This window comes from Autumnicola aciditolerans (assembly GCF_041679265.1).
Taxonomy (GTDB): Bacteria; Bacteroidota; Bacteroidia; order Flavobacteriales; family Flavobacteriaceae; genus Autumnicola.
In genome coordinates this window covers 193413-217812 of the sequence record NZ_JBGFSM010000007.1, presented here as the reverse complement: position 1 = coordinate 217812, position 24400 = coordinate 193413, and the positions used below count along the sequence as shown (strand labels likewise).

Sequence of the window (24400 nt, the reverse complement as noted above, 5' to 3'; positions counted from 1 at the left end):
AATTATTCATACAAATTTAAGCGGTTACGGAGCTTTTGGTTTTGTTGCTGTAATTGTTGTACCTGGTCCAGCAGCTGCTGCACTGCCTCTAAACCTTCAATATTGATGTGAAGGTCACGGTGGAGGCGCATCATTTTTTCAAAATTTCGCAAATGGTCGCAATGCACATACTGGGTCTCCTCCACCGTAACAATCTCAATGAGCCCGCTCTCGTGCAGCGAATGGATAAAAGTATGCTCCACCTGGTATTGTGTACAAATTTTCTCTGCCGGGATAAGTTCGTCTAAATTCATGAGCGTAATTTTTGAAGTTGCCTGAACAATTCTTTTTCCTTCTCGCTTAAACGGGTTGGCATTTTTACTTTGTAGGTGATGTACAAATCCCCGTACTGCCCCTCTTTTTTATACTTTGGAAAACCTTTTCCTTTCAATTTCACTTTTGTTCCCGGTTGGGTCTCCGGTTTTACCTTTAGTTTCGCTTTTCCGCTGAAAGTATCCACGGTAACTTCCCCTCCAAGAAGCGCAGTATACAAATCAATTTCTTCGGTACTGTAAAGATTTTCCTTTTCCCGCTTAAATTTTGTATCATTCACAATATTAAAAGTAAGAAACAGGTCTCCTTTTGGGCCGCCCTGTATGCCGGGAGCGCCGTGGCCTTTTATCTTGATGGTCTGGCCGTTTTCTACTCCCGCAGGAATAGTAAGCCTGATATTTTTACCATTTATGGTAAGTGTTTGCTTCTGGCTGGTATAAATATCGCTAAGATTTAGCTGAAGTTCAGCATTAAAATCCTGGCCTTTAAACTGCGGCCTTCTGCCCGCTCCCCTTGTTCTTGCTCCCCCTCCAAACATCTGCTCGAAAAAATCTGAAAAAGTATCGTCTTCAAAATTGCCTGAATACGTGTAGCCCTGGCCGCCACCAAAACCTCCAAAACCAGAACCTCCCGCAGCAGACTGTTGTTTCCTGGCCTCTTCAAACTGCTCGGCGTGCTTCCAGTCTTTTCCGTATTCATCATATTTTTTTCGTTTTTCAGGATCGCTCAACACTTCATTCGCCTCGTTTATTTGCTGAAATCTTGCCTGCGCCTCCTTATCATTTGGATGAAGATCTGGATGATATTTTCGCGCCAGCTTCCTGTATGCTTTTTTGATATCTGCCTGGCTTGCCGATTTATCAAGTTCCAATAATTTGTAGTAGTCTATAAATTCCATTGAAGAATAAGGTTTAAAATTTCTTCCGAAGAATTATTCAGCAGTTGAAATTAAGCATTTTAAGTATTTCACCACGTTAAGCTTTTGCAAAATGAAGAGGTATAAACTAATTAAGTCGCACAAAAAGTATCTACCTTAAAGACTTCGTTTTAAAAAGTTTGGAAAGCCTTCAGACTTTTTAAATTCGTTCTAAATAAGAGGGAATATAAGGTTTAATACTTGCCCAAAATAAGAATGAGACTTACTTTTGCGGTTAAATTTCTTAAAATTTCATAATGGGTGGTTTTCTCAATTCTACAATAGCAAGAAAATTTGCTATGGCCTTGTCCGGACTTTTTTTAGTCCTGTTCTTAGCTCAACATTTAATCATCAATTTGACTTCGGTTTTTGGCGCAGATGTTTTTAACCAGTTTTCCCATTTTATGGGAACTAATTTTTATGTGCAATTTTTACTTCAGCCGGTTTTAATTGCCGGTGTTATTTTTCACTTTATCCTGGGGTTTGTTCTGGAATATCATAACAGGCAGGCCAGGAATATTAAATATGTAAGTTTCAGGCCCAGCACAAATACCAGCTGGATGTCCCGAAATATGTTGTTTACAGGACTGGTGGTTCTGGCTTTTTTAGGGCTTCACCTTTACGATTTCTGGTTTCCGGAAATCACGCATAAATATTTTGAGACACATCCCGAGGATACCGCCAGATATTATCCTGAACTAATCGCGAAATTCCAGAGCCCAATAAGAACAGGTTTATATGTGCTATCTTTCATATTCCTGGCCCTTCACCTCTGGCATGGATTTTCATCTTCTTTCCAATCTGTAGGATGGCACAACAAATATTCTAAAGGATTAAGAGGTTTTACGGTGGCTTTTTCGATTATTGTTCCGCTGGGATTCATTTTCATAGCCCTTTTTCACTATTTTAATAACGTTTAATACGTAAGATTTATGGCAGTTTTAGATTCAAAAATCCCGGATGGACCTCTAGAGGAAAAATGGGAAAAACATAAAAATAACATTAATCTTGTTAACCCTGCTAACAAGCGTAACATCGATATTATTGTAGTGGGAACGGGATTGGCCGGCGGTAGTGCCGCAGCCACTTTAGCAGAATTGGGTTATAACGTAAAAACCTTCTGCTACCAGGATTCTCCAAGACGTGCGCACTCTATTGCGGCACAGGGAGGAATTAATGCATCAAAAAATTACCAGGGAGACGGAGATTCAGATTACCGCCTTTTTTACGATACTGTAAAGGGAGGCGATTACCGCTCGCGCGAGGCAAATGTTTATCGCCTCGCCCAGGTTTCAGGAAATATTATTGACCAATGTGTGGCACAGGGAGTTCCTTTTGCCCGCGAATATGGCGGATTACTGGACAACCGTTCTTTTGGTGGAGTTTTGGTTTCCCGTACCTTTTACGCCAAAGGACAAACCGGGCAACAGTTATTGCTAGGTGCTTATTCCGCTATGAACCGCCAGATTAACCGTGGAAAGATTCTTTCCTTTAACCGTCATGAAATGATGGACCTGGTACTGGTTGACGGAAAGGCAAGAGGAATTATAGCCCGTAACATGCTTACCGGCGAGCTTGAAAGACATTCGGCGCACGCAGTGGTACTGGCATCAGGAGGTTATGGGAACGTCTTCTATCTTTCCACAAATGCTATGGGAAGTAACGTTATGGCGGCCTGGAGAGCACACCGGAGGGGCGCTTATTTTGCCAATCCCTGCTATACGCAAATTCACCCCACCTGTATTCCGGTAACCGGAGACCATCAGTCTAAACTCACCTTAATGTCTGAATCTCTTCGGAATGATGGAAGGATCTGGGTTCCGAAGAAAAAAGAAGATGCAAAAACCATACGAGAAGGAAAAAAGAAACCGACCGATCTTTCCGAAGATGAAAGAGATTATTATTTAGAGCGACGTTATCCGGCTTTTGGTAACCTTGTACCTCGGGATGTGGCCTCCAGGGCCGCTAAAGAACGTTGTGATGCGGGATATGGCGTAAACAAAACCGGGGAAGCGGTTTATCTTGATTTCGCAACGGCTATCCAGCGTTACGGAAAAGAAAAAGCCTTTACCATGGGACATAAAAGTCCTTCCAAAGAAGAAATCACAAAATTAGGGAAAGAAGCGGTAGCGGCTAAATACGGAAACCTTTTTGATATGTATCAAAAGATTGTAGATCAAAATCCGTATGAAACGCCTATGATGATTTATCCTGCGGTGCATTATACCATGGGCGGACTATGGGTGGATTATAACCTGCAAACCACCATCCCGGGCTGTTATTCGGCCGGAGAAGCTAATTTTTCAGATCACGGTGCCAACCGCCTTGGAGCTTCTGCTCTAATGCAGGGACTTGCCGATGGTTATTTTGTGTTACCATATACTATTGGAGATTACCTATCTAAGGATATTGGAACAGGAAAAATTCCAACCGATTCTGCCGAATTTGACGCTGTGGAAAAAGATGTGAGGACACGTATTGAAAAACTGATGAATGCCGGGGGCAAGAACTCTGTAGATTCTTATCATAAAAAGCTGGGCCGCATCATGTGGGATAAATGTGGAATGGCCCGTAATGAGCAGGGACTAAAAGAAGCCCTGGAAGAAATTGCTGCTTTAAGAGAAGATTTCTGGAAAAATGTAAAAGTTCCCGGAACAGCAAACGGAAAGAACTCTGAACTTGAGAAAGCAGGCAGAGTGGCAGATTTCCTTGAACTGGGAGAATTGTTTGCAAAAGATGCCCTTCATAGAAATGAATCTGCCGGAGGACACTTCCGCGAAGAATATCAAACCGAAGAAGGAGAAGCATTAAGAGATGATGAAAATTTCAGGTATGTTGCCGCATGGGAATATACAGGAACTATAAGGGAGGCCAGACTTCATAAAGAAGAACTGGAATTCAACAATATCGAATTAAAAACAAGAAGTTATAAATAGAATTGAGATTTAAGTAGTGAGAATCTTGTTTACTCAATACTAAATACTCTATACTCAATACTTTTCGAGATATGAAGCTTAACTTAAAAATATGGCGCCAGGAAAATGCCAGTGCCAAAGGCAAAATGGTAGATTATCCAATAGACGGGATTGAAGACGATATGTCTTTTCTTGAAATGCTGGATGTGCTGAATGAAAGCCTCGTAAATAAAGGTGAAGAACCGGTGGAATTTGATCATGACTGCCGCGAAGGAATTTGCGGTTCCTGCTCCCTACAAATCAACGGCGAACCTCACGGGCCAGACAAGCTTATCGCCACCTGCCAGTTACACATGCGCTCCTTTAAAGATGGAGATACGATTGTAATTGAGCCTTTTAGGGCAAAAGCTTTTCCTGTGATCAAAGATTTAATTGTAGACCGCAGTGCTTTTGACAGGATTCAGCAGGCCTGGGGATATATTTCTGTGAATACTTCAGGGAATACCGTAGATGCCAATGCCACTCCAATTGAAAAATCCAATGCCGACGCTTCTTTTGACGCAGCAACCTGTATTGGATGCGGAGCCTGTGTGGCGGCCTGTAAAAATGCCAGCGCCATGCTGTTTACCTCTGCAGTGGTTTCAAAATATGCCTTACTTCCGCAGGGAGAAGTTGAAGCTACCGAGCGTGTAAAAGCAATGGTAAGGCAAATGGATGCTGAAGGCTTTGGGAACTGTACCAATACCGGCGCATGTGAAATTGAATGCCCTAAAGGAATTTCTTTAGAGAACATCGCCAGGATGAACCGTGAGTTCATGAGAGCTACCACTAAAGGATAAACCTTTACTTCAAATAGAAATCAATCCCGGATTCTTTCAGAATTCGGGATTTTTTATGCATCTTAATTAAAAAATAACCATGCCTGATTTTAGGAATCTCCCTTCAAAATTACCAACAGCAAAAACGAGTATTTTTTCCGTGATGAGTCAGTTGGCAAGAAAGCACAATGCCATAGACCTGTCACAGGGCTTTCCCAATTTTGATACCGATCCTAAGCTTAAAGAACTGGTTTTTAACGCCATGAAGGAAGGTTATAATCAATATCCTCCTATGAATGGCGTGCCTGAATTAAGGGAACAGATCTCCGACAAAATTGAAGCTTTATACGGAGTAAGATACAAAGTGGATTCTGAAATTACGCTAACAGCCGGTGCTACCGGCGCTCTCTACGATGCAATAACGGCCTTTGTAAATAAGGGAGATGAAGTGATTGTTTTTAAACCAGCTTACGACAGTTATGAACCCACTATAAAATCTAATGGCGGCAAACCCGTGCTGGTACAAATGAAGGGAAAAGATTTTAAAATCGACTGGCAGGAAGTAAAGGAAAAAATAAATAACAGGACCAAAATGCTCATTATTAACACCCCGCACAATCCAAGCGGCACTGTTTTTACAAAAGAAGATATGCAGCAACTGGAAGCGCTGCTTAAGGGAACAGATATTATCCTGTTAAGCGACGAGGTTTATGAGCATATTATTTTTGACGCTATTGAACATCAAAGCGCCTCGCGTTTCCCAGGTTTAGCGGAAAGGGCTATAGTTTGTTCTTCATTTGGAAAAACTTTCCATAACACCGGCTGGAAAATGGGCTATTGCGTGGCGCCTGAAGAATTGATGAAGGAAATTTGGAAAATACACGAGCTTACCGCTTTCTGTGTAAATCATCCCATGCAAAAAGCTTTTGCTGAATACCTGAAAAATCCGGAAAATTACCTCAACCTGGGCAGCTTTTATCAGGAGAAAAGAGACAAATTTTTGAAGCTTTTGCAAGGTTCCAAATTTACCGGAATCCCGGCGAAAGGCACCTATTACCAGGTTTTAAATTATGCTGAAATCACTACAGAAAAGGACACGGAGTTTGCTGAACGTTTAACCATAGAGCACCACCTTGCCTCCATTCCTGTTTCCGTTTTTAATTTTGAACAGAAGGATAACAAACAGCTAAGGTTCTGTTTTGCTAAAACCGATGAAACTTTAGAAAAAGCAGCTGAAATTCTTCATAAATTTTAAATATAATCCACCTTAGGATTTTACAATTTTCCTGACAGAATATCCCCGAATGACAATTAAGATCAATAATAACCATTTTCAATTTCATCCTTGCGGCACGGCTTACTGGCAGGAACAGGATATGTTGCTTATTAGCGATGTACACCTTGGTAAAATAAGCCATTTCAGGAAATTTGGAAGCGCGGTTCCGCATAAGGCAATTTCAAAGAATTTTGATGAATTAAATGCGGTTACCAATCGCTTTCAGCCCGGGAAGGTGTGCTTTCTGGGAGACCTTTTCCACAGCGTGATGAACCGGGAATGGGATTTATTTGAGTACTGGAGCAAATCTGTTTCCGCAGAAATTATTCTTGTCGCGGGAAACCATGATGTAATTTCCCCGATCAAATATGAAGAAATTGGCATCAGTATATTTAAAGAATTAATAATTGACAATTTTCTCCTCACGCACCATCCTGAAGAAAGAGAAGGTTTTTTTAATATTTGCGGCCATATCCACCCGGGTTTCAGGTTAAGGGGAAGAGGGCGGCAGGTACTGAAGCTGCGCTGTTTTTACAAATCGCCGCATCAGCTTATCCTTCCGGCATTTGGAGAATTTACCGGAAACTACATGATGCAGCCGGAAAAAGAAGACAAGGTATTTGCAATCACAAAAAATGAAGTAATTTTAATAGCATAAATTAAGAAGAAATTATGGCAAAAAGATATGCAATTCTCAACCTTATCTCTGTAATTATTGCCATTTTCGCCAGCTATTACACCCAGGCTGTAGAACTTAACGGCAATACCATGCAAAGCCTGAGTGAAAAATATTTTAATCTTTTCACTCCTGCGGGTTACGCTTTTTCTATCTGGGCAATAATTTATCTTGCGCTTTTGGCGTACTGCGGATTTCAGCTTTACCGGGCCTTTAAAAACAAAGATACAGAAGATATCCTCGCAACCGGCCCCTGGTTCGCCATCGCTAATTTCTGCAATGCCGCCTGGATCTTTGCCTGGTTTTATGAAGCCACGGGGCTTTCCGTAATTATCATGCTGATTATTCTTCTTTCACTGATAAAAATAATCTTGAACACCAATATGGAACGATGGGACGCCCCATTAACGACTATCGCTTTTGTATGGTGGCCCATTTGTTTTTACTCCGGCTGGATTGCCGTGGCAACTATCGCCAATATTGCAGCGTACCTTTCAAAAATAGAATGGGACGGCTGGTTTTTAAACGAAGTGCAATGGACAATTGTAATGATTGCTGTGGCAACAATTCTTAATCTTGCCATTATCTACACCCGCAACATGAGGGAATTCGCCCTTGTTGGGGTATGGGCCCTTGTGGCCATTTATGTAAGACATTCTGCAGAAAATGAAAGCATTGCGTGGGCCGCGATAATAGGAGCAGTAATTCTCTTTTTAGCCGCCGGTTATCACGGGTATAAAAATAAAGAAACAAGTCCGCTGGCTAAGATGAAGAAGTCCTGAGCTATTTTAAATTCTAAATTTTGAATTTTGACATCAGCATAAATCTTTTTTAAAGACAGGAAATAGGAAATTAAGAATGGGAAAATTTAGCCTATGTTGCGGAATCAAACCTACAGAATTCAACATTCAGCATTCAACATTCAGCATTCAAAATTCAAAATAACAATCTACAGCATTCCCTGTATATCATTTCCCCAGGTAGGATAGCCAAAAATCACATTCCTGACTGCCTCGCAGTCCATCTCTGCAGCCATAGCCATCGCAAAAAGGTTAATCACTTCGGCGGCTTCAGGACCTACTAAATGTGCGCCCAGGATTTTGCCAGTTTTCGTGTCTACAATGGTTTTATAAGCATACACTTTTTCGTTGATGCGCTTGGCATTAAACCAGTCCGATACCCGCTTATTTTCCACACGAATTTCATAATCCTTTTTCGCATCTTCTTCGGAAAGTCCTACGGAAGCAAGATTTGGTAGTGTAAAAACCACGGAAGGCTGTGGGGCATAACTGGCTTTTCCAGGATTGTTTTTGTTTATGATATTAGCAGAAACTATCTGCCCTTCTTTTGACGAAAGCGGTGTTAAAGGCAGGCCTGCACTCGCAGCCACATCGCCACAGGCATAAACAGATTTATTAGTGGTGTTCTGTAAATGTTCATTTACCTCAATTCCTTGTTTTGAAAAAGCCACATTTCCTTTTTCCAGGTCAAGTTCTTCTATTGAAGGAACGCGGCCGGCGGTGTTAAAAACCATTTCAGCCTTAACTTCGATTTCTTTTCCAGCCTGTTTAGCTTTAACCCTGTAGTTTTTCCGCAGCTTTTCAACTTCGAAAACTTCAGCATTAAAAATAAAATTAATCCCCAGATCTTCGGAAGCCTTTTGAAGATGAGCTACCATATCTTCATCAAAATTGGTAAGAATTCGCGGTGCAAATTCCACCACGGTCACTTTCACTCCCATTCTCGCGGCAATATGGGCAAATTCCATCCCTATATATCCGGCTCCTATAAACATCATGGTATCAGGCAGCTCTTTCAATTCCAGAAAGTCATCGCTGATAAGTGCATGCTCTTCCCCTGGAATATTTAGCGGCATTGGCTTATTTCCTGTTGCAATTACGATTTTCTTTGCTTTTACCGTCTTTCCTTCTACAGAAAGTGTGTTTTCATCCAGAAATATAGGCGACTGGTGGTACATTTCAATTTCCAGCTCCTCCAAATCATTTTCAGTCGCAGCAGGAATAGCGCTGGTAAAAGTTTCTTTAAATGCCATTAAATCTTCCCAGCTTACTTCAGGCATTTTAGTGATCCCCTTACCCTTCATCTTTTCAGCACGGTCAAGAATTTCAGTTAGTCCAAACAATACCTTTTTGGGATCGCAACCGCGGTTGGCACAGGTGCCGCCAAATTCACGATTATCGGCAATGGCTACCTTAAGCCCTTCAGCAGCACAATTTGTGGCAACAATTTTGCCGGCCGTCCCGGTGCCAATTACAAAAACATCAAATTCCCTGACTCCCATTCAATTAAATATATTTCACCACTCCGCCGTCTACTCTTAGAGAAGACCCGTTTGTAGCTGAAGCTAGAGGACTGGCAATATATGCCACCATATTTGCAACTTCTTTAGGGTCGGCGAACCGCTGGATAATGGAAGTTGGCCTTACCTCATTAAAAAATTCCTTCTGAAATTCTTCTTTAGATTCATCCTCAGGAACAGTTTCCTCCAAACCATCAGAAAAAGTTGGGCCAGGCAGCACACTGTTTACAGTCACATTGCTGCCTTTAGTGGTTTCAGCAAGGCCCCGGGAAATAGCAAGCTGTGCGGTTTTGGTCATTCCGTAATGGATCATTTCCACCGGGATATTAAATGCGCTTTCACTGGAAATAAAAATAATCCTGCCCCAGTCACGCTCCAGCATTCCAGGTAAAAATGCCCTGGAAAGCCGCACTCCGCTAAGCACGTTTATTTCGTAAAAAGTTTTCCAGTCTTCGTCGGTAATGTCCATAAAATCTTTATTGCCAAAAATCCCAACATTATTCACGAGAATATCCACATCTCCCACTTCAGCAATAAGGCCTTTAATCTCTTCAGGTTTGGAAAAATCGCAGACTATACCTTTAACCTCTGCGGAAGAAATTTCTTCTTTTATTTCAGCTAAGCCTTTATCCACCGAATCCTGCGAGCGGCCATTTATGATTACATTGGCCCCTTCTGAAGCCAATAATTTGGCAATTGCCAGGCCTATCCCCTTGGTAGAGCCTGAAATAAATACCTGTTTATCTTTTAGTTGTAAATCCATCTATTTTCTTTTGTGATTTAGCGTCCAGCGCGAACCGGTTATATTCAAGGTGAAACAGCAGGAAAAATATGAACAATGCATAGAGCATTTGTGTTCCCACGGCGCCCCAATCCTCTTTTAATCCGCTGCCAAAAATGAGTAGCATAATAAGAATGGCTGCTGCCGCGAGTACCTGCTTTGTCTTAAAACCAAGAAGGATCAAGGCTCCAATAATTAATTCAAAAAATGGCAAAACATAGCCAAAGGCTTCGGCAATTACTGCAGGCAATAAAGTTCCTTCAAAGCCTGATGCCAATCCTTTAGCGAAAGCTTCCAATTTTGGAATACGCACCAGGCCATGCATAAAAAAGTTAAGGCCCAGGGTAATCCTGGCAAGAATATAAGCAAGCTGCTGGCTGGACATGAATAATTTTTCCTGAAAATAACCAAGCTATTGAACTTCCTGTGTTATGAAAATGGTAAAACTTATGCTTCAACAGAATAGTTAAAAATATGTTGAGGTGTTGGATGACAAAATATCAGGAATTATCTTTGCGGGAATGAGTAAATCTGCTATTGCCCAAAGCTTTGCACAATCCCTGCCACAGCAGGAATTGCAAAACGCCATTGCCTCTTTCGATTTTTCCAAAGATTCCGGTAGAGGGAAACTTCATCTAAAAGGCCTTGTTGGCTCCTCGCTTTCTTTTGTGGTTGCCAACGCTTTTAAAGAATCCGAAAACCCGTTCTTGCTGGTTTTTAATGATAAAGAAGAAGCCGCGTATTACCTGAATGACCTGGAACAGCTTATTGGTGAAAAACATGTGCTTTTTTATCCCGGCAGTTACCGCAGGCCATACCAGATTGAAGAGACCGATAATGCCAATGTCCTGCTTCGGGCTGAAGTTTTAAACCGCATCAATTCCCGAAAAAAACCCGCGGTAATTGTTACTTATCCCGATGCGATTTTTGAAAAAGTGGTTACCCGGAAGGAACTGGACAGAAGCACATTAAAAATTGCCGTTGGCGACGAACTCTCCATAGATTTTGTAAATGAAGTTTTGTTTGAATACAAATTCAAACGGGTGGATTTTGTTACCGAACCCGGGGAATTTTCAGTGCGGGGAGGGATTATTGACGTGTTTTCCTTTAGCAATGATGAGCCTTACCGCATCGAATTTTTTGGAGATGAAGTAGACAGCATCAGGAGTTTTGATGTGGAAACCCAGCTTTCTACAGATAAGGTGAAGAAAATCTCCATTATGCCGAATGTGGAAAACAAACGCCTGGACGAGGTGAGAGAGAGTTTTCTGAAATATATCTCGGCAAATACGATTGTTTTTGTAAAAAACCTGGACCTTTTTTCGGCACAACTCGATAAACTCTTCAGCAAAGCCGAAGAAGCCTTTAAAAAACTTTCAGAAGAAGTAAAGCATAGCGCGCCGGTAGAACTTTTCTGCAATGCTGAAATTATCAAAAAACAGCTGCTGGATTTCGCGGTCGTAGAGCTCAGCAACCAGCCATTTTTAAAAAATGCGGCGGCAAATAATGGTAAAAGTATTGAATTTAACACCAAGCCCCAGCCTTCTTTCAACAAGCAATTTGATTTACTAATTGATAATCTTATTGAAAACCAGGAAAACGGCTACACCAATTATATTTTTTGCGTAAGTGAGCAGCAGGCGAAACGATTTCATGATATTTTTGATGACCAGGAACGGGAAGTAAAGTATCAAACTATTGTCCTCTCCATGTTCCAGGGTTTTATAGATGAAGATGCCAGGAATGTTTGTTATACCGATCATCAGATTTTTGAGCGGTATCATAAATTCCATTTAAAAAATGGCTACGCCAAAAAGCAGGCGATCACATTAAAGGAACTTACCAACCTGGAAGTAGGCGATTACGTCACCCATATTGACCACGGAATTGGAAAATTTGGCGGGCTCCAGAAAATTGATGTGGAAGGCAAAATGCAGGAAGCCATTAAGCTGATTTACGGGGAACGCGATATTTTGTACCTCAGCATCCACTCGTTACACAAAATTTCAAAATATAACGGAAAGGACGGCAAACCGCCCAAAATCTATAAACTGGGAAGCAACGCGTGGAAAAATCTTAAAAATAAAACCAAAGCACGGGTTAAGCATATCGCTTATAACCTTATTGAATTATATGCCAAACGAAGGCTGCAAAAAGGTTTTGCCTACGGGCCAGATTCCTATTTACAGCACGAACTGGAGGCATCCTTTATTTATGAGGACACACCAGACCAAAGCACGGCAACACAGGTGGTAAAGGAAGATATGGAAAACGAGCGGCCTATGGACCGACTGGTTTGTGGGGACGTTGGCTTCGGAAAAACGGAAGTTGCCATTAGGGCAGCCTTTAAAGCAGTGGATAACGGCAAGCAGGTAGCTGTTCTGGTCCCAACCACTATTCTCGCTTTTCAGCACCACCAGACTTTTTCTGAAAGATTAAAAGATTTTCCGGTTACTGTAGAGTACCTTAACAGGTTTAGGACTGCAAAAGAGCGCCGGGAAACTCTGGCCGATCTGGAAAGTGGCAAAGTAGATATTGTCATTGGGACGCACCAGCTCGTAAATAAAGCAGTGAAATTTAAAGATCTGGGACTGCTCATTGTAGATGAAGAACAGAAATTTGGAGTTGCCGTTAAGGATAAGCTTAAAACGATAAAGGAAAATGTAGATACTTTAACGCTCACGGCAACGCCAATCCCACGTACGCTTCAATTCAGCTTAATGGCTGCTAGGGATTTATCTACCATTACCACTCCGCCCCCAAACCGTTATCCCATAGAAAGCAGCGTGATACGATTTTCCGAAGAAACCATTCGCGATGCTGTTTCCTATGAAATTCAGCGTGGCGGGCAGGTTTTCTTTATCCATAACCGCATAGAAAATATTAAGGAAGTGGCGGGAATGATCCAGCGGCTGGTGCCCGATGCCCGCATTGGTATTGGCCACGGACAAATGGAAGGAAAAAAACTGGAAAGGTTAATGCTGAGCTTTATAAATGGGGAATTTGATGTTTTGGTTTCTACTACTATAGTGGAAAGCGGGCTGGACGTAACCAATGCTAACACTATTTTTATCAATAATGCCAATAATTTCGGGCTTTCGGACCTGCACCAGATGCGGGGGCGCGTGGGCCGAAGCAACAAAAAAGCATTTTGCTATTTTATCACTCCGCCATATTCTGCAATGACTGAAGATGCCAGAAAGCGAATGACGGCGCTGGAACAATTTTCTGAACTTGGCAGCGGCTTTAATATCGCCATGAAAGATCTTGAAATTCGAGGAGCGGGCGATTTGCTGGGGGGCGAACAAAGCGGATTCATCAACGAAATTGGTTTTGACACGTATCAGAAAATCCTGAACGAAGCTATAGAAGAACTCAAGGAAAATGAATTCCAGGAGCTCTACAGTGAAACCGAAAATGTGGAGGACAAAATTTTTGTGAAAGACACGCAAATTGACACCGATTTTGAAATTCTCTTCCCCGATGATTATATCAATAATATTTCGGAAAGGCTGAACCTATATACCCAACTTAACAATATTGCTTCGGAAGAAGAACTGCAGAAATTTGAGGCCGAACTTACCGACCGTTTTGGGGAACTTCCCACGCAGGCAGTTGACCTGCTGAACAGCGTGCGCATTAAATGGATCGCTTCAAAAATAGGGCTGGAAAAAGTGGTACTGAAACAGGGCAAAATGATTGGTTATTTTATTGCCGACCAGCAGTCCAGGTTCTATCAGACTAATGCCTTTACCAAAGTACTTCAATATGTGCAAACGCACCGCAACAAATGCACAATGAAGGAGAAGAAGACCCGCGCCGGACTGCGCCTGCTGCTCACCTTTGATAAAATAACTTCTATAGAAGCCGCTTTAAAAGTTTTGGAACCACTCGATTTCAGGGTGAAGAAAGAGGAAGATGTAGAGGCTTAAACAGTTTTTAAAATTTTCTCCGGCCTACCAAAAGTTTATCGAAAAATTTGAAGTGAAAGACTGTAAAATTTTAGGTTGTTTGAGCCTGACCCTTTTCTTTTTTTATGAATTACAGTGGCGAGTTTCTAAAATTTAGGTGCTGAACAAAAAATTTAGACAAGCCTTAATAAGGCTGGATCTTTTTGGTTCTTTTTTGGGCGATGCAAAAAAGAAAAAGTTCACAAGAAGATTTGTACTGAAAATCATTTTGAAATTTATTAGGACAGAAATGATTTAAACCCTAAAATTCCCTTAATCGGGCTGCCCATCTTTTCCGCATTTTCTATCTTAAAGAAGATTTTTAGTTAATCCGGAAAAATATGCGCCAGCTTACAATTAAAATTCCGAAAGGGCATAAAGAAAAGGTTTTAGATGCCGTTTCAGAATTTAAGGGTAAAAATACCATCAACCTTTCTTCAGAAAAAGAAGATGTTTTTCTTATTTACCTACCCAACAACAAGGTGGACGAATTTTTACAGAAGCTGGACGCTTTTGAAGAACCAGAAATAAGTTTAATCCCGCGCGGTGTCATTACGCTTTATCCTCCCGCATCTGAAGCACCGGAGCAGGTAGCCGATGTAAAACCCAAAAGTTCCATGGAAATTTATTTGGGTGGGATACAGAGTGTGGGCTCAATTTTTGGCCTTATAGGCTATTCTTTTGCAGCGGGAATCATTGTATGGATTGGCCTTTACACCACTACTACTTACTTATTGATTGCAGCGATGCTGGTAGCACCTTTTGCCGGGCCGGCCATGAATGCGGCCCTGGCCACTGCAGCAGGCAAAATGCCTCTTTTAAAATCCAGTCTTTTCCGATATGGTTTGGCCATTGGCACAGGAGCCCTTACCAGTTTTTTGCTTACCGTAATTTTTCCTCTTGAAACCCTCACACCACTAATGATAGAGGTGAGCCATGTGTCAAAAGTATCTTTGCTCCTGCCGCTTATTTCCGGGTTTGCCGGGGGAATAAATATATGCCAGTCGGAGAGAGATAGCCTCGTCTCTGGCGCTGCCGTGGGTATTCTGGTGGCCGCTTCTCTTGCGCCGCCGGTGGGACTGGTAGGTGTGGGATTGTATTTAATGGACTGGGGAATTGTTACCAGCAGTGCCTTTAAGATCATATTGCAGCTTTTCGGGATTCATCTGGCCGCGACTCTCGTATTTTATTTCTACGGAAAAGTAACTCCCCACGGAATTCGCTTTTTAAAAGGAAGCAGGAAAATGATGCTCATCACCAGTGCAATAGCATTTACTGGAATTATTGTCATGATGTTCTGGCAATTTAGTCAGCCGCCATTCCTGCGGAAGGCAAGCATGAATACCGAACTTACCGAAGCGCTGGACAAGCGTCTTAAAGAGCTGGATTATATAAGAATTATTAACAAAAATGTGGTTTTTACCAACACGACCATTAACGGGGAGCCTACGGTGAATTTCCAGGCCACTGTTTTACCCAAAGACACGGTTATTTCTGATGAGGCTTTAAAATCGGCTATTATCCAGCATTTAAAAGAAAGTCTTAACTATCAAGAAGATAATCTTCATAAAGTTTATGAAATAGGGGTGGTAAGGGAATAATTTTAATGGATTATCTTAAAGGCTCTTTTCATCTTTATAACGTGAATCCCTCACGCTTTCTACTTCTTTGGTAATTTCTTCCAGGCCTAATTTGTCTGCTGAATTAGATCGTATTTTTTTAAGAAGATCTCCAAAATCAGTTGTATTTTCTTTCCTGATTTTGATCAGGTCCCTATCAGCTAAATCTTTCAATAATTTTTTAGTTTTTGGATCCAATATGTCAATTCGAATTGTTTCCATTTAATATATTTTCTAAAAGTAGTAAATATTTTCTTCTCAATTTTCTCTACCCAAAGGGATTATTTTAAAAATTTATCTCTAAAAGTTAATTTTGGGATAGAAAGCTCCTGATTTAATTAGAAAAACCCGTCACCCTCAAATTATCCACATCATAAGTGGTGGTTTTATCGGGAATTCCTCCAAGATAATGAAACCCAAAATGAACAGTACCTTCAAGACAGGAAATATCAATTTTTGTATTGGTGTAGGCAATGGCATTCTGGCTGGAAGGCCCTACCGGGATATTCGCCTCCAGAAGCTGCCAATCTGTTGTAAGCGGGTTACCGGTAAAATTGGTAGTAACATACATATTCAAAATCGTGGCATTATCAAAAGAAGCCATTACATCTGCAGAAAACACTTCGCCCCTTGTTGAATCAAGCTCAATTCCCGGAGTTACCAACCAGGCTTCCAGAAGATTTTCGGTAGTGTTGTATGCTGAAATCCTAAAATAACGATTCCCATTCCTGGTGCCCGGCTTAAATTTTTCACTGCCGCCACTAACATTCACATTGCGCCACCCGCGACTGGCCAATGCGGTTAACGTGGTAACTTCGGTAAAATCTTCACTAAATATTACCTCCGGCCCTTCAGCAATATTCCCTGCACATTTAAAAAATTCAGGATCACATCTTTCTCCTGAAAAATCTAAACCTTCCGGAGAATTCAGCACCAACACGTAAAAATCGTCATAAAAATCCCTGCTTAGAACGGCCTTTACACTTCCGGATTCCTGCGGAAGCAATAAAGATTTGAAGTCCGCAAAACTGCTTGTACTTAAGGTAGTCGTAGAACCCGATTCGCAGCTTTCCAGCTGCCGGGTTCCATCATATTCATCTATATTTTCTGAAGCAAAAGAAAAAATATGCTCGTCCCTTACCAGGTTTCGGTTAAATTGTACATGATCTACCTGCACGTAAAGGTTTTTATAATTTTCGCTGAAGTCGGTAATTTTTAATTTTAGTGGAACTATTTCCGCGGTTATTTCAGAGCGTATGAGATGCTCATCAATTAAAGAATTGGGAATGGCCACCACATCTCCCCTATTCTGAATCCCAAGCTGAAGCACCCCGTTGTTGTACCATAAGCTTAGTCCGTCTAACTTCACAAAAACCTTTCTTCCAAAGTTGAAAGTATCGTGCAGGGAATTGTCATCTACCAAAATTACAATTCCCGCGGTTGGGTTTTCCGGTTTGTCCTGAAGTACAAGCTCTTTATAAAAATTCCCACCTTCATCACTAGACACCACATAAGCTTCAAAATAAGTATCGGTATCCCGGAAAGTGTAAATTTCACCAGTTTCAGCATTAAAATTTCCCTTGACCGCTGTAATGCCGGTTAGATTTCCATCTACTGTAATTTCACTTTCCTGAATCTCCGGCAGGTCGAAATCATCGGTTTGAACGCAGGAATTTAGAAGAATGAGCATTATCAATCCAGGAACAGACTTCAGGTAAAATTTCCTTCCTCTTCCTAAAAAGACATAACCAGTCTTAAGGGTTTTTAACCGGGAGTTTTTCCAAATTTCAAATATATAATTGTCCAACATTAACTTATAATCTCTCATATTTCATGATTTTTAATCACATTCAAATTCCCCGATCTTTCCTGTAAGGTCTTTAGGACCATTGGTCCTTCTGCAAACTAACCTGTAAAAATTAGCATCTGTTCTACCTGTTTCATACCTACGAGGTTTTGGAAACCTCGCAGGAGAAGTTTGTTCTAAAACCATCAGCCTTTCCTGCAAGGTCTTTGGACCTTGTAGGTATCTTAAAACCTGAGGCCACAGTTTCTTCTGATATAATCTCTTTTCGCTATAAATCGCCATCTCTTCTAAAATTCCATATTTCATTCTTTAGTCAATTTATGCTTCCTAATAAACCTACGAGGTTTTGGAAAACCTCGTAGGAGAAATTTGTCCCGAAAACATCAGCCTTTCCTGCAAGGTCTTTTGGACCACATAGGTATTTAGAACCTGAGCTCGTTCTTTTTTGATTTCAGTTTCTTCTGATATAATTTCTTTTCTCTATAAATCGCCATCTCTTCTAAAATTCCTATTTCAAGCTTCAGTCAGCTTCATGATTCCTAATATACCTACGAGGTTTTGGAAACCTCGCAGGAGAAGTTTGTTCTGAAACCATCAGCCTTTCCTGCAAGGTCTTTTGGACCTTGTAGGTACTTCTGCGAATTAACCTGTATTAGCATCTATTCTACTTGTTTCTTACCTACGAGGTTCTAAATCCCTCGCAGGACTTTCAAAATCTTACATAAAAATTTACATAATACGTGCTGCCGTTACCATACCAGTAGCGGGAGCCAAAAAGCGGCTGATCTCTTTCATAATCTTCCTTCAGGCTTAAAAAATTAGCATTGCGGGATTGTTCAAAGCCCCCTGTTTTGTACAAGACATCAAAAATATTATTCAGGCTGCAGAAGAAACCCAGGTAGTATTCCTTAATCCTCCAGGACTTACCGCCTATCGTGTTCACGAGAATATAATCTTGAAATTGTTCCTGCCTTAGCATCTCCCGCGCCAGCTGTTCATCATAACTTAAAATCGGCAGCCCGTCTACATCTGTTCTGAAATTTGCCGTTCTGCTTAGCGGACTCACATCGGCAAAGCCATGAGAAAAGAAATTTACCGTGGCTCCAAACCACCAATAATCGGGATCACGATACTCAAATCCAATTTGCGCCGCACGTTGCGGGCCGCCGGCTATGTGATAATTTTTTAAATACGACCGGCCGTAATCCACCGCACTTTCAAAATTGCTGGAAGTGAGGTAAAGATGCGGATTATTGGTATAAATATACTGCCCGATTGCCGCCGCTGCCTTTAATTTGATGGTGGAAGTGAGCTGACTTTCAGCGCCAAATTCTAATCCAAAATGTTGCTTATCAATGTCAGTTAAAACTTCCTGTACAAAAGCTGTTGTGCCGGTTCGGCCTAATCCGGAAAGTCCGTCGGCATAATAAAAAGAGATTTCGGTGGCGTCAAGAATTTCAGCATAATAGCCGGTAAGCCGGAGATTAAGTTTGGGAGATCGGAAGCGATAACTTAAATCGCCAAATTGCAGCGTTTCGCTTTCCAGGCCTTCAAGCACTTCATTATTTTGCCGTGAATTAGAAAAAGAATTGCGCAGGTTTGGAGCTTTGGTGTAATAAGCGGCATTTAAAGTAATAAGATGTTTTCCAGAGAATTTATAAGTTCCACCAGCTTTCGCACCAAAATTGGTAAAATTGAGGAGCTCACTTTTTCCTAAAGAATTTTCAGGATAGGTTCCATTTTGAAAAATCCCGATTCGCTGATAAGTGGTATTTGAAAGATTACCCGCAAAATAAAAATCAATCCTATTGAATTTAAACTGAATTTGAGTGAAAGCTTCGGCTATTTTCGCCTCCAGTTCGTAATTGTATTTAAACCTGTCTCCTTCGCCAACAATATTATTCCTGTTCTGAAGGTCGCTTTGAGCGGCATCGGCTTCAGTAATTTCCGCAGTTCCTTCCGCGAAAAAATCGATATCCAGATATCCCGTTCCGCCTAAAAGGTCTTTAACCGCAGCATAATTTTCACTTTTTAAAGAAGTATAACTAGCTTTTGCATTCAGTTCAATATTTTCTTTAAGTCTTGCTGTAAGTATGGAATTGGCGGTAACAGAGCGATCATCATTGCGGTCTTCAGCAATAACATAAATTGCATTTCCTCCGGCTTCAGCAGAACTAATATTTGCCGCATACACAGCAGGCCAGTCTATTTGGCCATTTTCAGTGAATTCCTGCTGCGCCCGATACGCCGATTCATAATTGGTATTATCATTAAAACGCAGGAAATAGCTGGGGAGCTTTTGATAATATGCAGGATCTGGATTTGCACCGCCCCCGATATAACTTTCCTGTCCATTGAAAACCGACAGATTTGTCCCCCCAAAATCTATCCGCGAATTACCAACGCTACCAAACTGATACGAAAGATTATTATTGAGCTGAACTTTATCTGAAAGTTGCCAGAAATGGTTCAGCATAAAAACCGGCTCTTTAATTTCCCTGATCCTGGAATTGCGGATCTCCCCATCCTGATAGCCCCAGAAGGAATTGTAACGGCGGTCTTTCAGCTCAAAAACCTCTTCAGTATTTGCTGAAGATTTTCCGCGAATGTTAGGAGTGTAAAAACCGGTGAAGTTGATGGAATGCCTTGAATTCAGCTTTTTTTCCACTGCCAGGAAAAAGGAATTGGCATCATAAACCGTCCCGTCTACATATCCTTCTTCAGCAAACCTTTTTGCGACTGAAACAGAGTACCACCAGCTGTGGGGCTGTTCGCCGGAATTATAGGTGGCCATGACCCTGCCGGTATAACTGCGGTTTGATGCTGCGTAAGAAATACGTCCTCCAGCTCCAAATTCAGATGCCCGCATGATGATATTCGTGGTGCCGGCCAGGCCTCCAAAGCTCACTTCAGAAGGAGAAGTTCCCATAGAAAAAATCTGGGAACGCTGCACATCGTTGAGCCCGCCCCAGTTGCTCCACTGCGGCCTGCCATTAAAAATTTTATTCATTTCTATACCATTAATGAGCAATTTCCCCTGCTCACTATCAAAACCCCTTGGCCGGAAAAAGGTGGCACTGAAGTCAAAGGCCGCTGCATTTAAAAAAACGTCTCTGGAGGCCTGAAGGAGTCCGGAGAGATTATCGTAGCTTCCCTCCTCTTCATTAAGTTCGCTATCGGAAAGGTTTATGGTATTCATTTGCCTCTGCTCTTCAGAAAAATTGGGAGTGAGTAAAATAAGACCAAAGTCCTTACTACTGTTTTCAATCACAATGGGAATCCGCTGTATCTCATAGCCCGATTTTGTTAAAACTAAAACCTGGTTTCCTTCCGGAATTTCTTCAGAAGTAAACATAAACTGGCCTGCGGCATCAGTTTCTGTTTCCAGAAAGGTGCCTTCAATTAAAATTTTAACCGAAGTGATTGCTTCCAGTGTGTAGCTATCTGCCACACTACCTTCTATGGAAGCCGACTGCGAAGTTGAAATGTAGGGAAACCAATTAAGCAGCAGAATCAGAATTAATTTTTTTCCCATTCATGCATAAAAAGCAGACGAATATAAATAATTAATTCATATAACTTTCATACTTTCAATAACTTAAAAGCACTATTTTTCTTACTAAATGAAAAAATGTATTCGCCCGTATTTATTGGGTATTTTGATTATCGCCATTTTCTTTCCGGTTCAAATCACGCTGGGGCAGGAAACCAGATCCTACGATATTTTAACTGTGGCATTCTATAATGTGGAAAATTTATTCGATATTGAAAATGATCCCTTTACTTTTGATGATGACCGCACGCCTACCGGAAAGGATTTTTGGACTGAGGAAAAGTACCGCGATAAAATTGCCAATATAAGCAAAGTACTTTCTGAAATAGGCGCGGAAGTTACAGGAAGTTCTCCTGCAATTATTGGAATATGTGAAATTGAAAACCTTGAGGTACTGGAAGCCCTGGTAAGCCATTCCAATCTTTCTGAACAGGACTACGGCATCATTCATTATAATTCACCAGACAGCCGCGGAGTAGATGTGGGACTCCTTTATAAAAAGGCAATTTTTAGTCCGCTTAATTCCCAGTCCAGACGGCTGATGCTTTATGAAGCCCAAGATCCTTCAAAAAGGGTATATACAAGAGATCAGCTGGTGGTTAGCGGACTCCTGAATGGAGAAGAAATTACTTTTATAGTGAACCACTGGCCTTCAAGAAGTGGTGGCGAGGCTAAAAGCAGTTACCGGCGGGAAAAGGCGGCTTTTCTGAATAAACAAATTATTGATTCCCTTTACCAGATTGATCCTTACGCTAAAATTATAAGTATGGGCGACTTTAACGATGATCCCACAAATAGAAGCTTTAAAAAAGTATTGCAAACAAAGGTATCGAAGGAAAACCTACAATTTCAGGAATTATATAACCCAATGGAAAAAATGCTGAAGGAAGGCCATGGAACCCTGGCATATCGCGACAGCTGGAATTTATTCGATCAGATAATTTTATCCCAGGCTTTAACGGGAAAGGATTTTAGCAGCTTTAAATTTTATAAAGCGGGAATTTTCAATAAAGAATATCTTATCACCTCAAACGGCCAATACAAAGGTTATCCTTTTCGCAGTTATGGTTATAGTGGCTATACCGGCGGCTACAGCGATCATTTTCCTGTTTTTGTTTATTTAATTAAATCCTCATCCCCCTCTAACTCCCCCGAAGGGGGAGGATAAACCAATCTTCCGGGAAAAATTTTAATTCCATTCGGGGAGAAGAAAAACATCATTCTAACCTTCACGTATTCAACACTCCTTACACGGGAAAGGCCGGGATCCATTAAAACCAGGCCGCCCAGGGAATCCTTGTTAATATTACCAGTAAAGCAAGGGTATAAAAAATAGCCAGGATTTTAAATTTAGGCCTGGAAGTTAATTTCTTTTTGTGTTTGGAATATCCAATAGTAATTAAAACAATTGCAATAATCATCATTAAAGGATGCTCTACATTGTACAAACGCAAAGTATCATCTCCCATAACACCGCCCATTCCTTCCTGGGCCCACATTTTAAAATACGGAGCAGTGAAGTATAAAAGGATCCCTATTAACAACTGAATGTGAGAAACAATAAGCGTAAAGAGGGCAATCCTAAAGTTAGTAGCGCCATATTCCTTATTGCTGGCGAAGCCTATAATTGCATTAAAAACGGCAACAAGAAGCACAATAAGAACTAAATATGCCCAGTAAGAATGTATAAACTGAATAGTAGTGTACATAGAATAAATTTTGAGGTAAAGATACCTATTAAAATAAAAAAGCCCCGAAAACCGGGGCTTGAAATATTAGAAATTATTCGATTTTGAAGAACCCTATTCCCAACGGTTCTCTGCAGGTTGCCCGCCCCAGATAAGTGTGGCAAGGTATGGATTATCAATAAACGGATTACGGTTGCCCTGCGCACCTTCTATTACGTTGTTCCTCTGAATTTCAAAAGCAGAAACCGGATCTTCCCTGTTCCATTCCAGGAAAAGATCAAGAGAGCCTACTTCATCAAAAGAGTCGCCATAACTAAGGTTGATATACATCACCATACGGGCCACATCGCCACGCCAGTCATCTCCCGGAAACCATTTGTTCCCGTCTACCAATTTATATGTTCCATTACCATCAGTGTAAGGATAATTTAATCTTTCAGAATTTATATTTACATCGGCTACCCTCATATGGTGTAGATCGTTTTCAGCTATCTCATAATTAAGCTTAGACTGAGGATAGATATGTTCTGTATTATAAGTTTCACCATCGTCAAGATCTCCTAATTGAAATTCATCATCTGGACGGCGTTCCCCAGAATACATTAAAATTACATTATCCGGATCGTTAGGGTCTGCATCGGCATCATACAAATAATCATGCCTGTCTGTATAAGCGAGCTGAGTGGTATGCATTTCATTTGTAAACTGGGAAAGTGACTGATAAGTAAGATCTGCATCTGTAGAAAATGCCATATCCTCATAATAATCTTCAAGTTCTGAAGGAATATTAAAGCTTATGGCTTCAATAACAGAGACCGTAACTGTTGCGGTAGAACAGGTAGCCTCAGCATCGTCGTCACAAATAGTATAGGTAAAGGTATCTTCGCCTGTAAAGCCGGACGCGGGAGTATAGGTTACTGTACCATCATCATTAAGAACAACCGTTCCCTGGCTTTGAGTTCCGTCTACTGAAGAGATTGTGGCATCATCAAGAAGATCATCATTACTTAAGAGGTTACTAAAAATCCTTTCGGATTTGGCGGCATCCATTACTGCGTTATCATCTTCTGCTGTTGGAGATCCAGTATCCTGAACAGTAACCATAATGGTAGCTGTAGAACAATTAGGAATTTCATCATCGTCACATATGGTATAAGTAAAACTATCTTCCCCTGAGAAACCTTCAGCAGGGGTGTAGATTAAATCTCCATTATCTTCTATAACAACTGATGCGTTTGTACCCTCTGTATTTACTTCTGATATGGTTGCATGATCAATTGCATCATCATTACTCATATAATTTTTTATGGTTAAAACCTTATCTTCGTCGGTTTCATAAGTATCATCAACCGCAACCGGTTCTCCTGCATCCCCTACTGTGATTGTAACTGTAGCGGTGGAACAAACATCTGCATTCCCAGGAATACAGATAGTATACGTAAAAGTATCATCTCCCTGGAAACCTTCTGGAGGCGTATAAGTATAGGTTTCATCTCTGTTATCTTCAACCGTTCCACCTTCACTGGTATCTGAATCAAAAGAAAAAATCCTTGCGTTTCCCACCAATGCATCATTATCAAGCAACGCGTCTAAAATGAGCGGCATCCCTTCCTTCGCTGAAAGTTCATCATCAACTGCATTTAATGTTATATTTTCTTTATCTGGTTGTTCGCCACCCGTAACCGAATCGTCACCACTACAAGAATTAAGGAAATTGGCTATAAAAATCAGCAAAAATAAATTTACAAATCTGTTCTTCATACTTAATT

General features: G+C 41.1%; 20 protein-coding genes. 9 read left to right on the top strand and 11 right to left on the bottom strand.

Annotated features, from left to right (window positions below; genetic code table 11):
• Positions 1 to 2: 2 nt before the first annotated feature.
• Together AB8M93_RS09745 and AB8M93_RS09740 are read right to left on the bottom strand one after the other, a co-directional pair.
• Positions 3 to 293 carry a chaperone modulator CbpM gene (locus tag AB8M93_RS09745; protein ID WP_373057385.1) on the bottom strand — a complete coding sequence of 97 codons (291 nt, stop codon included), beginning with the start codon at positions 291 to 293 and terminating at the stop codon, positions 3 to 5.
• Positions 290 to 1210 (bottom strand): DnaJ C-terminal domain-containing protein, encoded by a 921-nt coding sequence (locus tag AB8M93_RS09740; RefSeq protein WP_373057384.1) that lies wholly within the window; start codon positions 1208 to 1210, stop codon positions 290 to 292. The genes AB8M93_RS09745 and AB8M93_RS09740 overlap by 4 nt, the downstream gene beginning before the upstream one ends.
• Positions 1211 to 1485: 275 nt before the next feature.
• On the opposite strand from AB8M93_RS09740, the gene AB8M93_RS09735 reads away from it, so the two are divergent.
• The 6 genes from AB8M93_RS09735 (at position 1486) to AB8M93_RS09710 (ending at position 7695) form a co-directional block, all read left to right on the top strand.
• Positions 1486 to 2148, top strand: a complete 663-nt coding sequence (locus AB8M93_RS09735) for a succinate dehydrogenase cytochrome b subunit (RefSeq protein WP_373057383.1) — start codon at positions 1486 to 1488, stop codon at positions 2146 to 2148.
• Positions 2149 to 2160: 12 nt separating this feature from the next.
• Positions 2161 to 4164, top strand: a complete 2004-nt coding sequence (locus AB8M93_RS09730) for a fumarate reductase/succinate dehydrogenase flavoprotein subunit (RefSeq protein WP_373057382.1) — start codon at positions 2161 to 2163, stop codon at positions 4162 to 4164.
• A gap of 71 nt (positions 4165 to 4235) precedes the next feature.
• On the top strand, positions 4236 to 4982 hold the full coding sequence (locus AB8M93_RS09725) for a succinate dehydrogenase/fumarate reductase iron-sulfur subunit (protein WP_373057381.1): 747 nt from the start codon (positions 4236 to 4238) through the stop codon (positions 4980 to 4982).
• A gap of 79 nt (positions 4983 to 5061) precedes the next feature.
• Positions 5062 to 6216 carry a methionine aminotransferase gene (locus AB8M93_RS09720; protein ID WP_373057380.1) on the top strand — a complete coding sequence of 385 codons (1155 nt, stop codon included), beginning with the start codon at positions 5062 to 5064 and terminating at the stop codon, positions 6214 to 6216.
• A 49-nt stretch (positions 6217 to 6265) separates the two neighbouring features.
• The gene (pdeM, locus tag AB8M93_RS09715) at positions 6266 to 6895 is read left to right on the top strand and encodes a ligase-associated DNA damage response endonuclease PdeM (protein ID WP_373057379.1); all 630 of its coding nucleotides are present in this window, start codon (positions 6266 to 6268) and stop codon (positions 6893 to 6895) included.
• Positions 6896 to 6909: 14 nt separating this feature from the next.
• Entirely contained in the window at positions 6910 to 7695 is a 786-nt protein-coding gene (locus AB8M93_RS09710) for a tryptophan-rich sensory protein (protein ID WP_373057378.1), read from the top strand.
• A gap of 167 nt (positions 7696 to 7862) precedes the next feature.
• On the opposite strand, the gene AB8M93_RS09705 is transcribed toward AB8M93_RS09710, so the two are convergent.
• The 3 genes from AB8M93_RS09705 to AB8M93_RS09695 are packed head-to-tail and all read right to left on the bottom strand — an operon-like array spanning position 7863 to position 10399.
• Positions 7863 to 9215, bottom strand: coding sequence for a dihydrolipoyl dehydrogenase family protein (locus AB8M93_RS09705; RefSeq protein ID WP_373057377.1), 1353 nt, complete (start codon positions 9213 to 9215; stop codon positions 7863 to 7865).
• A 4-nt stretch (positions 9216 to 9219) separates the two neighbouring features.
• Positions 9220 to 9996 (bottom strand): SDR family NAD(P)-dependent oxidoreductase, encoded by a 777-nt coding sequence (locus AB8M93_RS09700; RefSeq protein WP_373057376.1) that lies wholly within the window; start codon positions 9994 to 9996, stop codon positions 9220 to 9222.
• On the bottom strand, positions 9974 to 10399 hold the full coding sequence (locus tag AB8M93_RS09695) for a DoxX family protein (protein WP_373057375.1): 426 nt from the start codon (positions 10397 to 10399) through the stop codon (positions 9974 to 9976). The genes AB8M93_RS09700 and AB8M93_RS09695 overlap by 23 nt, the downstream gene beginning before the upstream one ends.
• Positions 10400 to 10535: 136 nt before the next feature.
• Here AB8M93_RS09695 and mfd point away from each other — a divergent pair, with 136 nt between their 5' ends.
• Both mfd and AB8M93_RS09685 read left to right on the top strand, forming a co-directional pair.
• The gene (mfd, locus tag AB8M93_RS09690; protein WP_373057433.1) at positions 10536 to 13946 is read left to right on the top strand and encodes a transcription-repair coupling factor; all 3411 of its coding nucleotides are present in this window, start codon (positions 10536 to 10538) and stop codon (positions 13944 to 13946) included.
• Between the two features lie 359 nt (positions 13947 to 14305).
• Positions 14306 to 15565, top strand: coding sequence for a DUF389 domain-containing protein (locus tag AB8M93_RS09685; RefSeq protein WP_373057374.1), 1260 nt, complete (start codon positions 14306 to 14308; stop codon positions 15563 to 15565).
• Between the two features lie 15 nt (positions 15566 to 15580).
• Here AB8M93_RS09685 and AB8M93_RS09680 read toward each other — a convergent pair whose 3' ends face one another.
• From AB8M93_RS09680 to AB8M93_RS09665, 4 genes are all read right to left on the bottom strand, one after another.
• Positions 15581 to 15805 (bottom strand): hypothetical protein, encoded by a 225-nt coding sequence (locus tag AB8M93_RS09680; protein ID WP_373057373.1) that lies wholly within the window; start codon positions 15803 to 15805, stop codon positions 15581 to 15583.
• A gap of 112 nt (positions 15806 to 15917) precedes the next feature.
• Positions 15918 to 17411 carry a DUF5689 domain-containing protein gene (locus tag AB8M93_RS09675; protein ID WP_373057372.1) on the bottom strand — a complete coding sequence of 498 codons (1494 nt, stop codon included), beginning with the start codon at positions 17409 to 17411 and terminating at the stop codon, positions 15918 to 15920.
• A gap of 12 nt (positions 17412 to 17423) precedes the next feature.
• Positions 17424 to 17696, bottom strand: a complete 273-nt coding sequence (locus AB8M93_RS09670; protein ID WP_373057371.1) for a hypothetical protein — start codon at positions 17694 to 17696, stop codon at positions 17424 to 17426.
• A gap of 403 nt (positions 17697 to 18099) precedes the next feature.
• Positions 18100 to 20925, bottom strand: coding sequence for a carboxypeptidase-like regulatory domain-containing protein (locus AB8M93_RS09665; protein WP_373057370.1), 2826 nt, complete (start codon positions 20923 to 20925; stop codon positions 18100 to 18102).
• 88 nt (positions 20926 to 21013) lie between these two features.
• Here AB8M93_RS09665 and AB8M93_RS09660 point away from each other — a divergent pair, with 88 nt between their 5' ends.
• Positions 21014 to 22111 (top strand): endonuclease/exonuclease/phosphatase family protein, encoded by a 1098-nt coding sequence (locus AB8M93_RS09660; RefSeq protein ID WP_373057369.1) that lies wholly within the window; start codon positions 21014 to 21016, stop codon positions 22109 to 22111.
• 103 nt (positions 22112 to 22214) lie between these two features.
• On the opposite strand, the gene AB8M93_RS09655 is transcribed toward AB8M93_RS09660, so the two are convergent.
• Both AB8M93_RS09655 and AB8M93_RS09650 read right to left on the bottom strand, forming a co-directional pair.
• Positions 22215 to 22652: a hypothetical protein gene (locus AB8M93_RS09655; protein WP_373057368.1), complete on the bottom strand. Its 438-nt coding sequence runs from the start codon at positions 22650 to 22652 to the stop codon at positions 22215 to 22217.
• Between the two features lie 93 nt (positions 22653 to 22745).
• A complete protein-coding gene (locus AB8M93_RS09650; RefSeq protein ID WP_373057367.1) occupies positions 22746 to 24392 on the bottom strand; it encodes an Ig-like domain-containing protein in 1647 nt (548 codons plus the stop codon).
• Positions 24393 to 24400 lie beyond the last annotated feature (8 nt).

What these genes read in the sequence shown, in the direction of transcription:
- AB8M93_RS09740 (WP_373057384.1), bottom strand. Translation starts at nt 1,210, where the DNA reads ATGGAATTTATAGACTACTACAAATTATTGGAACTTGATAAATCGGCA.
- AB8M93_RS09700 (WP_373057376.1), bottom strand. Translation starts at nt 9,996, where the DNA reads ATGGATTTACAACTAAAAGATAAACAGGTATTTATTTCAGGCTCTACC.
- AB8M93_RS09675 (WP_373057372.1), bottom strand. Translation starts at nt 17,411, where the DNA reads ATGAGAGATTATAAGTTAATGTTGGACAATTATATATTTGAAATTTGG.
- AB8M93_RS09695 (WP_373057375.1), bottom strand. Translation starts at nt 10,399, where the DNA reads ATGTCCAGCCAGCAGCTTGCTTATATTCTTGCCAGGATTACCCTGGGC.
- AB8M93_RS09650 (WP_373057367.1), bottom strand. Translation starts at nt 24,392, where the DNA reads ATGAAGAACAGATTTGTAAATTTATTTTTGCTGATTTTTATAGCCAAT.
- AB8M93_RS09720 (WP_373057380.1), top strand. Translation starts at nt 5,062, where the DNA reads ATGCCTGATTTTAGGAATCTCCCTTCAAAATTACCAACAGCAAAAACG.
- AB8M93_RS09735 (WP_373057383.1), top strand. Translation starts at nt 1,486, where the DNA reads ATGGGTGGTTTTCTCAATTCTACAATAGCAAGAAAATTTGCTATGGCC.
- AB8M93_RS09705 (WP_373057377.1), bottom strand. Translation starts at nt 9,215, where the DNA reads ATGGGAGTCAGGGAATTTGATGTTTTTGTAATTGGCACCGGGACGGCC.
- AB8M93_RS09680 (WP_373057373.1), bottom strand. Translation starts at nt 15,805, where the DNA reads ATGGAAACAATTCGAATTGACATATTGGATCCAAAAACTAAAAAATTA.
- AB8M93_RS09710 (WP_373057378.1), top strand. Translation starts at nt 6,910, where the DNA reads ATGGCAAAAAGATATGCAATTCTCAACCTTATCTCTGTAATTATTGCC.
- AB8M93_RS09730 (WP_373057382.1), top strand. Translation starts at nt 2,161, where the DNA reads ATGGCAGTTTTAGATTCAAAAATCCCGGATGGACCTCTAGAGGAAAAA.
- AB8M93_RS09745 (WP_373057385.1), bottom strand. Translation starts at nt 293, where the DNA reads ATGAATTTAGACGAACTTATCCCGGCAGAGAAAATTTGTACACAATAC.
- mfd (WP_373057433.1), top strand. Translation starts at nt 10,536, where the DNA reads ATGAGTAAATCTGCTATTGCCCAAAGCTTTGCACAATCCCTGCCACAG.
- AB8M93_RS09665 (WP_373057370.1), bottom strand. Translation starts at nt 20,925, where the DNA reads ATGGGAAAAAAATTAATTCTGATTCTGCTGCTTAATTGGTTTCCCTAC.
- pdeM (WP_373057379.1), top strand. Translation starts at nt 6,266, where the DNA reads ATGACAATTAAGATCAATAATAACCATTTTCAATTTCATCCTTGCGGC.
- AB8M93_RS09655 (WP_373057368.1), bottom strand. Translation starts at nt 22,652, where the DNA reads ATGTACACTACTATTCAGTTTATACATTCTTACTGGGCATATTTAGTT.
- AB8M93_RS09725 (WP_373057381.1), top strand. Translation starts at nt 4,236, where the DNA reads ATGAAGCTTAACTTAAAAATATGGCGCCAGGAAAATGCCAGTGCCAAA.
- AB8M93_RS09685 (WP_373057374.1), top strand. Translation starts at nt 14,306, where the DNA reads ATGCGCCAGCTTACAATTAAAATTCCGAAAGGGCATAAAGAAAAGGTT.
- AB8M93_RS09670 (WP_373057371.1), bottom strand. Translation starts at nt 17,696, where the DNA reads ATGAAATATGGAATTTTAGAAGAGATGGCGATTTATAGCGAAAAGAGA.
- AB8M93_RS09660 (WP_373057369.1), top strand. Translation starts at nt 21,014, where the DNA reads ATGAAAAAATGTATTCGCCCGTATTTATTGGGTATTTTGATTATCGCC.